Raw genomic sequence first — 16,373 nt, forward strand, 5'->3', positions numbered from 1 at the left:
TTACGATTTCTTGTTTCCTAGGATTTGATCTGCATTAGCTAACCAAGTAGTTGGTCCACCAGCCAGATAACCGGTGCTTCCTAATTTTTCAAGATTAATTTTTCCGTCTTTTTTGCTTGCTTTTACAATCCAAACTGTTGGATATCCCTGAACTGCAAAAGTTTGTTGTAATTCAGCGTTTTGTTTTTGAATCTCCGGTTTTTGTGGTGTTCTTCTTGGGAAATCTAGTTCAACCAATACCACATTCTTTTTTGCCCATTTTTCAAATTCCGGTGTTTTGAAAACTTCTTTTTGCAAACGGATACACCATCCGCACCAATCGCTTCCTGTGAAAAACAAAAACAATGGTTTTTTAGATTTTTTTGAAATCTTCATTGCCTCGTTCATATCAGTTTGCCATTTTAACTCTTGCGCCTGTATTGTTAGCGAACCCAAGACTAGAAATAAAGTGATTATTATTTTTTTCATTGTTTAAAATTTTTTTCCAAATATAACAAAAAGAATGCCAAATAAACGTTAACTATCTGACACCATTCATTAATTTTTTAATGACTGGCGACATCAATATTGATAAGAGTGCCATTGCTACAGAAATTATTGTCAATAACCAAAAGAAATAACTCAATCCGTGTTCATCGGCAATTTTGTCTATGTTTTCACCGAAGATTCCAGCACTTTTCATTCCGATGGCAACGGCCAAATACCATACGCCAAACATAAAGGCAATCATTCGGGCAGGCACTAATTTACTAACGTATGACAAGCCGACAGGAGAAATACACAATTCTCCCATAGTATGAAAAAGATACACTAAAATCAGCCAAATCATGCTGACAGATGCCGTTTTTGCACCTGGCTCGATTCCGGTAGCGCCAATTGCAATACAAGCCATTCCCAAGCCAAGCAATAGCATTCCCATTCCGTATTTTACATTCGCACTTGGATTGTATTTACTTTCCCACCATTTTGAAAATAATGGTGCTAGTGATATAATGAATAATGAATTCAAAGTAGAAAACCAAGTGGCAGGAACTTCGGTTATAGGTGTTGTAACCTTGTCTATTTTCAGTAGTTCAAGTGTACCATCTGAAAGTGATAAAACTCCTGCTGTGTAATAATCTTTCGCCAATATCCAGATAGCAATCGCCCAAATAATAACGAAACTCAGGCTTAGGATTACATTTGCAACAGCATAATTTTTGAATGTCTGCCCAAACATTTTGAACATTATCCATGTAATAATAGTCAAAGGAACAAGAGTCATTAGAGAATTGACTACCAAATAAACCATACTCCAGCTTCCTTCCAAAACCCTGTTGGTATAATCTTTTGCAAAAATGGTTAAACTGTTTGGTGACTGCTCAAATATGGCCCAAAAGAAAATTACAATGAACGCAAAAAAGGTAACCGCCATTAATTTTTCGCGAGTGATTTTAGAGTACTGTGTAAAACGATAAATCAATAAAACAATGAATAATCCTAAAGCGGTTAAAATAGCGATTGTATTTCCGTTACTTCCCAAAAATCCGAAGACATCAAGCTTTCCTTCAGAAATTTTTGAGGCAGGTGCGTTTATCACCCAAAGCAGTCCCAAAACGACAGACACTGCAATAATGACAAGTTGCCAGGCAGTGAATGGATTCCTTTTATCCTCATCTGAAGCAGCATTTTTTGCTTTACTTTCCTTATTTGGCTTAAGTCCGATATCTCCAAAAATCCTTTGGGACAACCAGAACTGAATCATTCCAAAAAACATAAAAACTCCTGCAAGTCCGAAACCATATGCCCAACCTACTTTTTCTCCTAAATAACCACACAATAATATTCCGAAAAAAGCTCCTGCGTTAACGCCCATATAGAATAAAGTATAAGCACCGTCTTTTTTCTCTGATCTGTCTTTATACATTTCAGAAATAATGGAAACCATATTCGGCTTAAAAAATCCATTACCAAAAACCAGTAAAACCAATCCTAAATAAATAGAAAAATGCGTTTCGACAGCCATGGCGGCATGCCCCAAAGTCATCAGGAACGCACCGAGAATTACTGCCCATCGGAAACCAATAACCTTATCTGCAAAATAACCTCCAAGCATGGTAGACAAATAAACCAAACCAACATAAGACCCAAACAATGCTGAAGCAGTTTCTCTTGACCAAGCCCAACCTCCATCTGCTAATGAAGCGGTAAAAAACATAATAAGTAGAGAACGCATTCCGTAGAATGAAAAGCGCTCCCACATTTCAGTAAAAAATAAAACGAATAAACCTGAAGGATGCCCTAAAACGGTGCTTTTAAAAAACTGGTCTGTTGAATTTTGACTCATATAAATTGATTTATTTAACGCCTTGCATTAGTTTTTTAACCAACGGAGAAATTAGTATTAAAACCACTCCGGCGATTAAAGCATAAATGGCTAGCTGCTGATAACCATCGGCATAAGTGTTTAGTTTTTCAAGGTTTGAAGAATTTTCAGAAGCCTCAGCTATATTAGCACCCAGCAATCCTGCGAAATATTGTCCGTAAGCACTAGCCAAAAACCACATTCCCATAATAACTGCCTGCGTTTTTTGGGGTGATAATTTGGTCATGGCGCTCATCCCAATTGGCGATAAACATAACTCTCCAAAAGTAATGACGAACCATCCAAAGGTAAAAATCCCTAATGAAGTTCTTCCGTTTAAGTCAGCAAAGAACTTCGTATAATAGAATATCCAGAAACCAGCGGCGAGGAATATAAATGCTAATCCAAATTTGATAACAGTATTTGGCTCAATCTTTCTTTTTGCCATCCATAACCAAACTAATCCTACCAATGCCGCAAAACCTATCACAAAAAATGAATTGGCTGAATTGTTAACGCCATTCGGGCTTAATTGAACGCCTAAAATTTCATTATTTAAATTATTTGCTGCAAACAAACTTAATGAACCTCCGCTTTGCTCAAAAAATGCCCAAAAGAAAATGGAGAAAATTATAAAAACCAATGCCGCCAACAATTTTTTATTTTCTACAGCGGAGAAATTCTTCATTTCATAAAACAAATACAGTATGGATGCAGGACCAATTATCATCATAAAATAATCGGTGTAAACCGTATTAGCAACCATTATAATTATCACCGGAATAATTAAAAGCGAACCGATATAGGTTGCAATTTCTAAAACTTTTTTCTTAGAATTTTCAATAGTAACTAAAGGTGAAAGTCCAATTGGGCCTAAACTTTTTTGTGTCTGCGTAAAAGTCAGCAAACTTATAATCATTACTACTGCTGCAAATCCGAATCCAACATTCCATCGAAGATGTTCCGGAACCAATGATTGCCATAAAGAACCTTCGGCCACAGCAATACAAATATAACCTCCAATCAAAGCACCAAGATTTACACCCATATAGAAGAAAGAAAAACCGGCATCTCTTCTTGGGTCATTCTCATTATATAATTGTCCGACCATTGAAGAAATATTAGGTTTAAAAAAGCCTGTCCCAACAATGGTAAAACCAATACCTATAAAGAAGAAATTCTTAGGGTCAATTGCTAATATAACACTACCAACAATCATTAGTATTCCACCCCAAAAAAGTGATTTTCTCAATCCTAAAATCTTATCTGCAAACAATCCGCCAATGAATGTGAATGCATAAACCCAAGCCTGAGTTGCGCCATATTGAAGATTAGCTGTTTTTTCATCCATTACCAATACGTTGACCATAAAAACAGCCAACATACCACGCATGCCATAAAAACAAAAACGCTCCCACATTTCTGAGAAAAACAAATACCAAAGCTGCTTTGGATATTTTCCTTTAAAGTCCTGAATTTGTTCTAAAGTTTGATTTGTTTCCATATTAGTTTATTCCTTTTTCTTTCATTACTTTATTTAAATTTTTCACCAAAGCAAACATCAGTAAAGTAGCAAACATCAGCAATCCGAAATTTACCCAAAAGAAGTTAGCCTTATCGTCATATGAATCCCACATGCTGGCTAAAACGCCACTCAATTTGTTTCCGATAGAAGTAGATAAAAACCATCCGCCCATCATTAAAGCTGTGATATTCTTTGGAGATAATTTAGATACAACTGATAATCCCATCGGGCTGAGGAATAATTCTCCGATTGTAATTACACCATAATTGGCCACCAACCACCAAACAGAAACTTTTTCAGCACCATTATTTCCAATGTGAACAGCTGCGACCATGACTAAAACGGATAATGCTGAAATTAATAATCCAAATGCGATTTTTGTCGGTGTTGAAGGCTCCTTTTTTCTGCTTCGCAAATAAGTGAAAAAAGCTACAACCAATGGTGTGAGAATAATTACCCAACCCGGATTGATAGACTGACTCAAATTGGCTGACCAGGTAAATACTTTACTGTTTTCTTCGGGTAGTTTTTCTTTGTGAACGTTTCTGAAATACAAAGGATAATCAACTGTCTTGATAACTTCGCCATCCTTTTTCTGAATACGGAAAGCTTGATCATATAGAGCTACCGAATCTATCTTATAAGTTAAAGTATCGGCAAGCACCAATTTCGAAGCAATTGTTTGAGAGGTTCCAGTTAATTCTCTGTCGGTATATTTATCGCCCCAATTGTTGAGCGCCGAACCGTTTAATTTGAATACAGCCCAAAACAAAATCACCACACCAAAAATGGCTAACAATGCTCCGATTGGTCTTTTGTCTTCTGTTTTGGCTTTGAAATAAAGGCTTCCGTAAAAGAAAATTACCGGTATGCAGGCAAAGATAAACGCATCGGTACTGTCAGAACCAAATATGGCACTATCAGGATTAGCATCCGATTGAACTCCTTTTAAAAACCATCCTATAACTCCAAAAATAATTGATGGTAAAAGGATGAATAATACAATTTTATAGAAAGGCATATCGCCTTCCTGCACTCCTTTTTTATCCGCTTTATCTCCGTAATGCTTGCTTCCGAGCATAAACACAATTACACCGATAAACATTCCGACTCCGGCTGCCATAAAAGCTTCCTGCCAACCGAAAAGAATTTTCAGTGCTGCGCCAAAAAAATTACAGATAAAAGCACCGATGTTGATTCCCATATAAAAGATGTTATAACCTTCATCTTTCTTTTCTTTGTATTCATCATCATTATAGAAATTCCCTAAAAGTGTTGAAATATTAGGTTTAAAAAAACCGTTTCCAATAATAACCAACGTCATGGAAACATAGAGCATTGTCAGGTTGTGAATTCCTATCATCATATAACCCAATCCCATCATTAAACCTCCAATGATGATTGACTTTTTATAGCCCAAATACCTATCGGCTATCAAACCTCCTATGAAAGGCGTAAGGAAAACCAAAGCAATGAAAGTTCCATACAAATCGGACGCTTCTTTTTCGGTCATGGCAAATCCGGCTTCTACATCTTTAAGATAAAGTGTAAAAATCCCAATCATTAAATAGTAACCAAAGCGTTCCCACATCTCAGATAAAAACAAATAAGGCAGTGCTTTAGGATGGGTTTTCCACATAATTTTTGATTTAAAAAAACAAACCTCCAGGAAATCCTTGGAGGTTTGAAAGATATAAAATTATTTTCGAATATGAGATTATCTCACACCGTGCATCATTTTTTTCAACTTAGGTGTTAATGCCATTAAAATAACAGCTGCCAATCCGGTAAGAACCACAAAAACCATAAAGAATTCAAACAGATTATGGATTTCAAAACCTGCAAAAACCGGATTATGATCAGAGATTTGATTATCAGCTAATAATTTTAATTGTTCAGAAGTTGGCGTAACTTTTTTATCTAAAACTGCCTGCAAATCAATTCCTAATTCCTCAGCTTTTTTAAATTTATCTCCGGTTGCAGGTAAGATAGAACCCAAAGTTCCCGCCAAAGCATAACCCGAAGCATTGGATAAAAAGAATACTCCATATAATAAAGAAGAAAAACGTTTTGGAGATAATTTACCAACCAATGACAACCCGATTGGAGACAAACACAATTCAGCACATGTCTGAATCAAATATAAAAGAATCAACCATTTAATTGCTAAAAGCCCACTGTTCCCTAAATCTTTTACATTGTAAGCTATAATAAAATAACTCAAGGCAATCAACGCCAAACCAACCGCTTGCTTTACCGGAGAAATTGGCTCTCTGTCTTTGCTTCTTAAGTAGTCCCAAAGCATACTAAACGGAACGGCAAAAGCAACAACAAATAATCCGTTAAAAATTTGCACCATCGATGGCGGCATATTGTAGCCAAAGAAGTTTCTGTCGGTTTGATTATCGGCAATAAACGTTAAAGAGGAACCCGCCTGTTCAAAGGCTGCCCAGAAGAAAATTACAAAGAAGGCAACGATATAAATAACTAAAATTCTATCTCTTTCCACTTTAGTTAAAGAGGAATCGGAAATAATTAATCCCGCTAATGTAATACCACTTGAATAAATAACAGTGTATATCCAGTTTTGATCAATTACATAGTGAAAAATAGCTCCCAAAACGAAGAAAGAAACGACAGCTCCTAGTAATGCTTTTTGAGAAAAAACAGCTTTTTGAGATTCTCCTTCTTCATAATCATCCGATACGTTATGTTTTGGCAAACCACCAAGAGGTCTTCCTTCCGGCGTAACTACATATTTATTTTTCAGGAAATAGAAAACAGCTGTTCCTATTAACATTGCCGTTGATGCAGCTAAAAATCCCCATTTGAATGCGTGAATATCTCTAATTCCGTTAGCATCTTTAACATCTCCCACAATTGGACAAATTAATTGTCCAAGGAAAGCACCCAAATTAATTCCCATATAGAAAATGGTAAAGGCAGTATCTAGTTTCGATTTTTCCTGCTTTGGATACAAACTTCCCACCATACTAGAAATATTTGGCTTAAAAAATCCGTTTCCAAAAATAATAATTCCCAATGCTGACCACATTAAAGTATTAGCTAAACCAATATTTGAACCAAAAACAGAAGCACTGAAAAACAATAAAAATTGTCCGACAGCCATCATTAATCCTCCAATCATAATGCAATTTCTGTTTCCGAAGAAACGGTCAGAAATAAATCCACCTAACATTGGTGTTAAATAGCATAGTCCTAAGAAACCTCCATAAATCAAAGAAGCTTCTTCTTCTTTCATCATCAAAGAATTAACAAGGAATAAGGTTAAGATTGCCCGCATTCCGTAGAAGTTGAACCTTTCCCACATTTCTGTCCCAAATAATACCCAAAGTCCTTTTGGATGTCCGGTTTTTACAGCTGTTTCACTCATTTTTTATTGTTTTAGTTTGGTTTTGAATAGTTTAATTTTCTTTATAAAAACTGTCAATTTTAGTGAAAAATTTACAATTAACAGTACTTTTTTGTGTTAAATGCAATTTCGTGAAATTCTGATTTGGGAAAAAGATTGAAAATTAGATTTTTAGAAGCGGCAGTTTGTCTTCTTTTTCACTTCTGCTCCCGCTATCCGCACTACGCGGTAGTTGCTCCTATCGGGGCTATTTGGACGTTTTCTTTTTTTTTGACTTAAGTAATGTTTCCTTACATAAACTAAAACAAGCTAAAGCTTGCGTACCTGAAGCCCACTGGGCTTCCTCCTCTTAATATCACACGAGCAAAGTGACTGCCGAAGGAAATCTCCAGGAATCGAATCTCTCCTGACGTACCACAAAAAAACCCATCACTTTGTAGTGATGGGTTTTTGTTTTGTGGTACCTCCAGGAATCGAACCAGGGACACATGGATTTTCAGTCCATTGCTCTACCAACTGAGCTAAGGTACCTTGCGTTGTAGCGGGTGCAAATATAGTACGATTTTTAATTTATCCAAAACAAATACTAAAAAAAAACTATTCGTAACTTTGGACACCAAAAATAGTGTCATGCTTTTAACCATCGATGTTGGAAATACCCGAATCAAAGCCGCTGTCTTTGAACAAAATAGACTTGTTGAACTTTTTGTTTTTACCAAAGAAGTGTTTCTGACCGAGACGAATTTTATCCTAAATAAGTTTCCAAAAATCAAAAGTTTAGTTGTTGCTTCGGTAGGAAATGTTGAAAAAGAATTGTTTTTGTCTTTAAAAAACAAAGCTGAAATTCATTTTATAACCCGAGAAAGCAAATTCCCTTTTACCAATTTATACAGTACTCCAACTACACTTGGAATCGATCGTATGGTTTTGGCTTCGGGAGCAGTTACACAATTTCCCAATCAAAATCGATTAGTAATAGATATGGGAACTTGCATAACCTATGACTTTATTGATGAAAATGATAATTATCTTGGTGGTGCCATATCTCCGGGAATTCGTTTACGCTATGAATCATTGCATCAACATACCGCTAAATTACCTTTGCTAACTAAAAACTATCCTAAAAGTTTTATCGGAAATTCTACTCAGGAATCTATTCATTCAGGTGTAATTAATGGAGTTGCTCTCGAGATTGATGGGTTTATTGAACTTTACAAAACCCAATACGCTAAATTTATCATAATTTTAACGGGTGGCGACGCAGAATTTTTGGCTATACAATTAAAAAATACCATATTTGCCAATTCAAATTTCCTCTTAGAAAGTTTGAACCAAACATTTCAATACAATCAAAAATGATTAAAAAAATTATAGTAAGCGTATGTTTACTTTTTTCACTGGCAACTTTTGCCCAGGAAGGAACATCTTCTCCTTATTCTTTTTACGGAATCGGCGATATAAAATTTAAAGGATCTATCGAAAATCGTTCTATGGGAAGTCTTTCTGTTTTTCCTGATAGTATTCACATAAATATTCAAAACCCTGCACATTTAGCCAGTCTAAAACTAACCGGACTTGCAATTGGGGCAACCTATGCCAATACAAAATCTAAAACAGAAATTCAAGAAGGAAAAGCACGAAGAACAGCTTTAGACTATTTGGTTATCGGAATTCCGGTTGGTAAAGCCGGTATCGGATTTGGACTTATTCCTTATTCTTCTGTAGGATATAAAATTGGAAAAACAAGCTACGTTACCAATAGTAATAATGACACTGTCAGAAGCATCTACTCGAAATACAATGGAATTGGCGGTGTAAACAAAGTTTTCTTAGGATTGGGTTATCAGCTTACTAAAAAAATAAATGTTGGTGCTAATGTCCAATATAATTTCGGAACTATTGAGACTACTGATTTGCAATATCAAACCGATTTGCAATACGGCTCTAGAGAAACCAATGTTTCTGACGTAAGAGGGGTTAACGTTGATTTAGGAATAACTTATCAAACAAAAGTAAATGCTAAATATTCTTTCTTTAGTGGCTTAACATATACACCCGAATCCGAATTAACGTTAGCTAATACCCGTGACATTGATGTTGTTCAGCTTTTAAGCAGCAGCGCAGTACAAGTTGTTGAAAGACAAACAATACCGGTTCAGGACACTAAAATAAAACTCCCTGCAAAACTTTCTTTTGGAACTGGTTTTGGGCAAGTGAAAAAGTGGTTAGTAGGTGGAGAAATTACACTACTAAACAACAGTGTAATGTCTAATCGTTTTACTGATATTAATGGTGCTACCTTTGAAAACGCTGTTCGCTATAGTTTAGGTGGATTTTTTATACCAAACTACAATTCATACTCTAGTTATTATAAGAGAATCGTATATCGTGGCGGATTGCGTTATGAAAATACCGGTTTAGTTATTCAAAACAAATCAATCAACGATTTTGCTGCAAATATTGGTTTGGGAATGCCATTAAGTGGTACCTTTACTAATATAAATATTGGACTTGAAATTGGTAAAAGAGGTACAAAGTATTATAATTTAGTAGAAGAAAATTATATTAACTTAAGTGTTGGCTTATCACTAAGCGATAAATGGTTTGTGAAGCGTAAGTTCGACTAAAACTAATAATTATGAAGGCAATTGTTTTTATACTTGGCGTTTTGTTTATAACAAACAGCAATGCTCAAAAATTTGATTGTGCTTCGAAAACTACCGAATATCAAACACTTTTTAAAGCAACTAAAATTGCTGAATCATTTGATATTTGGAGTGAAGTAATAAAAAATTGCCCAAAAGAAAGCGAAGCCGTTTATACTGACGGAATTCAAATTCTTCAATACAAAACTGACACCGCAACTTCAGCCGAAGAAAAAGAAAAACTGGTTCGCGATATTCTAAAATTGTATGACCAATACAATAAAAATTATCCGCTTTCTACTCCGGATTTCGAAGTAAACAAAGCCATGACTTTGGTAGCCAATAAAATTGACGCTAAAGATGAAATTTTCAGTTTATTAGACAGTGGTTTTGCCAAAGCTTCAAAAAGCGTAACCGATGCCAACGCAATCTATACTTACTTCAGTTTGTATTGCGAAAAATTCAATAACGGCGACAAAAAAATAACGGCCAATTCCGTTTTAGAAAAATACACACTAGTCAATTCTCTTCTTAATCAATTACAAATTTCCAAACCTGACTCGAACGACAGTGAACAGGCGAAGCAAAGTAAAGAATATAAAACGGCACAAAGAGCCATCGACAACTTGATAAAAGACGTGGCAACCTGTGAAAATTTAGATGCTTTTTACACCAAAAATTATCCGGACAATCAGGAAAATACCGATTGGATTACGTCTGCATTAATTAGTCTTTCAGCAAAATGCAGTACTAAACCAATTTTTGTTACCCTGGCCGAAAAACTGTATACCATTAAAGCTACAGCGCAGTCGGCTAAGTTCATGGCATTAGCAAACCTTAAACAAAAGAAATTCCCTGAAGCAATTAAATTTTATAACGAATCGGCCGAATTAGAAACAAATCCAACAGAAAAAGCAAAAATATATTATACACTTGCTACAGGTTTATTGGCCAACGATTTACCAAAAGCTAAAGAAAGCCTAAACAAAGCTTTGGCTGCTGATTCGAAAATGGGGAAAGCTTATTTGTTTTTAGCCCAACTTTATGCCAACAGCGCTAACGATTGTGGCAAAACTGATTTCGAAAAGAAAGCAGTGTATTATTTAGCAATACAAACTGTGAAAAAAGCCGAAATTGCCGAGGTTAAATTAAAGCCAACCGTAGATAAAATGGTGAGCGATTTCGAAGCCAAATCGGTAACCGCTGCTGAAATTTCCACAGCGAAAATGAATGAAAAATCGATAAGCATTGGTTGTTGGATTAATGAAACCATTACTTTTCCTGCCAAAAAATGATGTATTCAACTAGAAATAGTATCCCATTTATCATCTCAATCCTCTTTTGTTTTCTTATAATTGGTTGTGAAAGTAATTTTAAGGAAGTTCAAAAAATGGGTTTTGCCGAATTTTCACCAAGCGGTGATGCCGATGGTATTAACCTAAAATATACCGACTCCGGAAGAATTACTGCCAACCTGATAAGTCCAAAAATGTTGGATTATGCTACAGTCGAATTTCCGTTTACCGAATTCCCAAAAGGGATTCATTTGACCTTGTACGATAAAAACGGAAAGGAAACCTATATTGACGCCAAGTATGCAGTATCTCATAAAGCTACCAACATTATAGATTTGCAGGATAACGTAAAAATATCCAATCAAAATGGCGAAATGCTCGAAACAGAGCAATTGTATTACGACCAAAAAAACGAATGGTTTTTTACCGAAAAAAAGTTTAAATTTACTTCACCTAAAGGAGTTTCCTATGGCGAAGGAATTGATTTTAGCAAAGATTTCAAAAAAGTTAACTCACAAAAAATATCTGGAGAAGTCCAGTCAGAATAAAGACTATGAACTATTTAAGATTTACCCAATACGCCTATTTACTTGCCGGAATCCTTTTTGCCGTTGATGCTTTTGTAAAATGGCAGGGCAAAGAAAACTTTACCATCAGCGCGATATTTGCTGCTGTTTGTATTTTTCTTTTTTTCTTCAGAAGAAAGTTTGCCAAAAAATTTGACGACCACAACAAAAAACCCTAATTCATGGAAATCGGAATAATCATTCTGTGTTTGATACTTTCCGCATTTTTCTCTGGAATGGAAATCGCTTTTGTTTCTTCCAATAAAATCTATCTTGAAATTGAAAAAAAACAAGACGATTTTATCTCCAAAATCCTAACCAAACTTACCCAAAAACCATCCAAATTTATTGCCACAATGCTTGTGGGAAACAACATTGCTATGGTTGTCTATGGGTTTTTTATGGGCGAATTATTGATGCGCTGGTTTGTAACACTTGGATTTAACTTCACCGATTTCTCCAATTTATTGTTGCAAACAACACTTTCAACGCTTATCGTTTTAATGACTTCGGAGTTTTTACCAAAGGTATTTTTTCAAATTTACGCCAATAGTTTTATCAAATTCTTTGCCTTACCGGCTTATTTTTTCTACAAGCTCTTTTATTACATTTCATCATTTCTGATTTGGATTTCAGATTTTGTTTTGCGAAAGTTTTTCAAAACCGAAGGCGATCAAATCAATTTGTCTTTTAGCAAAGTGGAACTGGGAAATTATATTTCGGAACAAATGAATGCCGTGCAGGATCACGAAACGGTAGATTCTGAAATTCAGATTTTTCAGAATGCTTTAGAGTTTTCAGGTGTAAAAGCACGGGAAATCATGACGCCAAGAACCGAATTAGTTGCTGTTGATTTGCACAGTTCTATAACCGATTTGAGAGAACTTTTTATAGAAACCGGTTATTCTAAAATACTGGTTTATATCAACACGCTCGACGATATTGTGGGTTATGTTCATTCGTTTGAACTTTTCAAAAAACCTCGAAGCATCAAATCGATTATGATTTCGGTGGAATTTGTTCCTGAGACCATATTGATAAAAGACGCCATGAATCTGTTGACCAAAAAGCGAAAAAGTGTTGCCGTAATTTTGGATGAATACGGTGGAACTTCAGGCATAGTAACCATAGAAGATATAGTCGAGGAACTGTTTGGAGAAATTGAAGACGAACATGATTCTGATGAAGAATTAATTGAAGACAAAATAGATGAATCAAACTATATTTTTTCAACGCGTTTGGATGTTCAGTATTTAAACGAAACCTATAAATTAAATATTCCTGAGAGTGATTCGTATGAAACTTTGGGTGGATTTATCGTCGATTTTTCCAAAGAAATTCCGCTAAAAGGCACTCAAATAACCATCGGAAACTTTCTATTTGTCATCGAAGAAGCGACGAATAAGAAAATCGAATTGGTAAAAATGACGGTATTGGATTAATTTCTGAAAAAAAATCAAAAAATTAGATGAAATTATAACTATGTGAGTATTATTATTTCACATATAATTGTATTTTCGCAAACTGAAATAAAAATTAACAAAAATAGAAATGGCAGTTTTATCAAAAATTAGAAATCGTTCGGGCTTACTTTTATTAGCGATAGGTTTTGCTTTATTGGCTTTTGTTGTACAAGATGTATTTACAAAAGGTTTTAATAGTGTGTCTACAGACGTAGGAAGTGTAAATGGAAAAGATATTTCTTTTGACGAGTTTAAACTAAAGGTTGCAAACACTGAAAAAAATGCACAAAATCAAGGTCAGAATATAACTTCAATGCAAGCTTCAAACCAAGTTTGGAATCAGGAAGTTCAAGTGGCACTGCTTAATGCTGAATTCGAAAAATTGGGAATCCGCGTTGGCGAAAAACATATTATCGAAGCATTCAAATCGGATCCAAATATTGGTCAGAACCAAATGTTTTTAAATGCAGCAGGGAAATTTGACTTAAACAAGTTTAAAGATTATTTCAAACAAGTTCCAAACGGAATTCAAATGTTGAAAGATCAGGAAAAAAATGCTGAGTTGAGAGCAAAATATGAAATCTATTATTCTTTGATAAAAGGTGGAATGTATGCTACTCAAACAGAAGGAAAATTCAAATATGAAGCCGAATCAAACAAAGTAAACTTTGATTTTGTGATGGTTCCTTTTTCATCTGTAAAAGACAGCGATGTAAAAGTGACTGATGAAGAAATCACTGCCTACATGAAAACGAAAGAGAAAAAATTCAAATCGGAAGAATCTCGTGAATTGGATTATGTTTTGATTGCAGAAAAACCATCTGCTGCTGACGAAGCTGAAATCAAGAAAAATGTTGATGCTTTATTGTTGCCAAGTGTTCGTTACAATAAAGAAACAGGTAAAAACGATACCATTCCAGGATTTAGAACAGTAAATGATATCGCTGACTTTGTAAACGCAAATTCTGATATTCCGTTTGATTCAAGTTATGTGTCAAAACAAGATTTACCGGCTGAAAGCGCTGAACAATTGTTCAACTTACCTACAGGAGAAATTTACGGACCATACATGCGTAACGACTACTACTGTTTATCAAAATCATTAGGAAGACAAGCTGGCGCAAAAGTAAAATCGAGCCATATCTTAATCAGTTGGGTTGGTGCTGAAAGAGCGCAACCAAAAGAGAAAAGAACTAAAGAACAAGCTAAAATCAAAGCAGAAGGAGTATTAGCGCAAGCATTGGCAAATCCCGCGATGTTTCAAATGTTGGCAATGACAACTTCTGAAGATCCATCGGTTCAACAAAATGGAGGTGGTATGCCTTTTATTTCAAAAGCAGACAGTTTTGCTAAAGGATATAAAGATTTCGTTTTTTCAAACCCGATTGGTAAAATTGGTTTGGCTGAAACAGAATTCGGTTACCACATTATCAAAATCGATGACAAACAAGACGCTGTAAAATTGGCAACAATCGCTCAAAAAATTGAACCATCTGAAGCTACGAATGATAAAATCTACACTCAGGCAACCAAGTTTGAAATGGATGCTGCTAACAAAGATTTTGCTGCTTTAGTTAAAGAAGCAAAACTAACTGCAAATCCGGCGGTAAGAGTAAAAGCTATCGACGAAAACTTTGGTTCAATGAGCAATCAAAGACAAATTGTTAAATGGGCTTTTGAAGATGACACCAAAATTGGAAGTGTAAAACGATTTGAAATCGTAAATGTTGGTCACGTTATTGCTAAATTAAAAAGCATTGCTCCAAAAGGATTAATGACTGTTGAAGAAGCAAGACCACAAGTAGAACCAATCTTAAAAAACAAAAAGAAAGCAGCTAAGATTGCAGCAAAAATGAAAGGTTCTTTAGCAGCTATTGCACAAGCAAATAAAGTTACTGTTATGAATGCTGTTGATTTAACTGTTGAAAGTCCAAATGTTCCTGGTGCAGGTTTTGAGCCAAAAGTAGTTGGTAAGGCATTTACCTCTAAAGTAGGTGTAGTTTCAAAACCAATTGAAGGAAATTCAGGAGTATTTGTAATTGCTACTAAAGTGGTTACCAAAGCACCTGCAATTCAGAAATATGATGATTATATTGCTAAAGTAAAACAACAAGCAGTTCAAAATTCCGGAAGATTTATGCAAGCGTTGAAAGACGATGCTGATATCGTGGATAACAGAGCTAATTTTTACTAGTAGCATCTCAACATAAATAAAAAACCCATCTCGTTTTAACCAGATGGGTTTTTTTATAGTATCATTTCATCATACGGAATAACAATCTCAAAACCTTTCGCTTTGAAGTAATCCGTTGGATTTTCTTTGGAAATGCTCATTACAAAATCACCGCCCCAAGCTCCAAGGCTTTTTATTACACCATCGAAATCACCAAAAAAGGCTTCTTTAACGGTTGGCAATTCTAAAATATTACTCAATTCTATCTCGTGATTATCTAAGGCGACGCTAAAATCTTTTACAGTTTCAGCTTCAATTACAGCTTTTGTAATCGAATTAATGGTTTCCAAGGCATCTTGAATATTTCCTTGTTGTCCATAATAAGACGCAATCGCAGCTTTACTGTTCTGCTTTTTATTCAGATAAACAAAATAGATTTTATCTGTAAAATCCGGTTGGAAATTTACTTTTTCTACCACTGGTTTTTCATTGACCAGCTGATATACAATTGGACTGTTATTTTGAGCGCAGGCAATATCATAACCGCTACCTCCAAAACTTCTTTTTAGCAGCTCAAACGCATCGATTTGCAGCCATTGTCCAATGTTGTTGATTAAAGTAGAAGATGTTCCTAAACCCCAAAATTTCGGAAAGGTTAACTCGGTTCTGATGGTATATCCTTTTGAAGAGGTTATAAAATCAGAATTCATTAAATAAGCTTCGTGCAAAATTTCGATTAAAGTGTTCTTTATGTTGTTGGCATCATCAAAACGCTCTTTTCTGATAATAGATGAAAACGGAATGTTATCCTCAAACCAAATGCTTCCGTCGCTGTCAAAACTTTTCCAATGGATGATTTGTCCTTCGGCTTCTTCGATGATTAAATTTTGACCAAACTTTGTAGGCAACGCAAAAGCTTTGGCACCATCGAGTACCAAATATTCTCCTGTTATGAGTAGTTTTCCGTTACTGTAAAAAGTTTTGCTCAA

Annotated in this window: 13 protein-coding genes and 1 tRNA gene; 7 read left to right on the forward strand and 7 right to left on the reverse strand. The window is 35.2% G+C overall.

The window, feature by feature from the left end:
• The 6 genes from L1S35_RS05745 to L1S35_RS05770 form a co-directional block, all read right to left on the reverse strand.
• On the reverse strand, window positions 1-468 hold the full coding sequence (locus L1S35_RS05745; protein ID WP_236397709.1) for a thioredoxin family protein: 468 nt from the start codon (window positions 466-468) through the stop codon (window positions 1-3).
• Window positions 469-520: 52 nt separating this feature from the next.
• The gene (locus L1S35_RS05750) at window positions 521-2,326 is read right to left on the reverse strand and encodes a peptide MFS transporter (RefSeq protein ID WP_236397711.1); all 1,806 of its coding nucleotides are present in this window, start codon (window positions 2,324-2,326) and stop codon (window positions 521-523) included.
• Between the two features lie 10 nt (window positions 2,327-2,336).
• Window positions 2,337-3,848 carry a peptide MFS transporter gene (locus tag L1S35_RS05755; RefSeq protein ID WP_236397713.1) on the reverse strand — a complete coding sequence of 504 codons (1,512 nt, stop codon included), beginning with the start codon at window positions 3,846-3,848 and terminating at the stop codon, window positions 2,337-2,339.
• 1 nt (window position 3,849) lies between these two features.
• Entirely contained in the window at window positions 3,850-5,508 is a 1,659-nt protein-coding gene (locus tag L1S35_RS05760) for a peptide MFS transporter (protein ID WP_236397715.1), read from the reverse strand.
• A gap of 78 nt (window positions 5,509-5,586) precedes the next feature.
• A complete protein-coding gene (locus L1S35_RS05765; RefSeq protein ID WP_236397717.1) occupies window positions 5,587-7,263 on the reverse strand; it encodes a peptide MFS transporter in 1,677 nt (558 codons plus the stop codon).
• A gap of 437 nt (window positions 7,264-7,700) precedes the next feature.
• Window positions 7,701-7,773, reverse strand: a tRNA-Phe gene (locus tag L1S35_RS05770).
• A 99-nt stretch (window positions 7,774-7,872) separates the two neighbouring features.
• Between L1S35_RS05770 and L1S35_RS05775 the strand changes: the two genes are divergently transcribed.
• The 7 genes from L1S35_RS05775 to L1S35_RS05805 all read left to right on the forward strand — a co-directional run bounded on the left by L1S35_RS05775 (window position 7,873) and on the right by L1S35_RS05805 (window position 15,405).
• Window positions 7,873-8,601, forward strand: coding sequence for a type III pantothenate kinase (locus tag L1S35_RS05775; RefSeq protein ID WP_236397719.1), 729 nt, complete (start codon window positions 7,873-7,875; stop codon window positions 8,599-8,601).
• On the forward strand, window positions 8,598-9,869 hold the full coding sequence (bamG, locus tag L1S35_RS05780) for a BamG family beta-barrel-assembly machinery protein (protein WP_236397722.1): 1,272 nt from the start codon (window positions 8,598-8,600) through the stop codon (window positions 9,867-9,869). The genes L1S35_RS05775 and bamG overlap by 4 nt, the downstream gene beginning before the upstream one ends.
• Window positions 9,870-9,880: 11 nt before the next feature.
• Window positions 9,881-11,182 (forward strand): tetratricopeptide repeat protein, encoded by a 1,302-nt coding sequence (locus L1S35_RS05785; protein WP_236397724.1) that lies wholly within the window; start codon window positions 9,881-9,883, stop codon window positions 11,180-11,182.
• Window positions 11,182-11,730 carry an LPS export ABC transporter periplasmic protein LptC gene (gene lptC, locus L1S35_RS05790; RefSeq protein WP_236398345.1) on the forward strand — a complete coding sequence of 183 codons (549 nt, stop codon included), beginning with the start codon at window positions 11,182-11,184 and terminating at the stop codon, window positions 11,728-11,730. The genes L1S35_RS05785 and lptC overlap by 1 nt, the downstream gene beginning before the upstream one ends.
• 5 nt (window positions 11,731-11,735) lie before the next feature.
• The gene (locus L1S35_RS05795; protein WP_236397726.1) at window positions 11,736-11,927 is read left to right on the forward strand and encodes a hypothetical protein; all 192 of its coding nucleotides are present in this window, start codon (window positions 11,736-11,738) and stop codon (window positions 11,925-11,927) included.
• A gap of 3 nt (window positions 11,928-11,930) precedes the next feature.
• On the forward strand, window positions 11,931-13,190 hold the full coding sequence (locus tag L1S35_RS05800) for a hemolysin family protein (RefSeq protein ID WP_236397729.1): 1,260 nt from the start codon (window positions 11,931-11,933) through the stop codon (window positions 13,188-13,190).
• Window positions 13,191-13,299: 109 nt separating this feature from the next.
• Entirely contained in the window at window positions 13,300-15,405 is a 2,106-nt protein-coding gene (locus L1S35_RS05805; protein ID WP_236397732.1) for a peptidylprolyl isomerase, read from the forward strand.
• Window positions 15,406-15,458: 53 nt separating this feature from the next.
• Here L1S35_RS05805 and L1S35_RS05810 read toward each other — a convergent pair whose 3' ends face one another.
• Complete coding sequence (locus L1S35_RS05810) at window positions 15,459-16,373, reverse strand: GYDIA family GHMP kinase (protein WP_236397735.1); 915 nt, start codon at window positions 16,371-16,373, stop codon at window positions 15,459-15,461.

Origin of the sequence: Flavobacterium anseongense, from assembly GCF_021608185.1 — a bacterium.
GTDB classification, from domain to species: domain Bacteria; phylum Bacteroidota; class Bacteroidia; order Flavobacteriales; family Flavobacteriaceae; genus Flavobacterium; species Flavobacterium anseongense.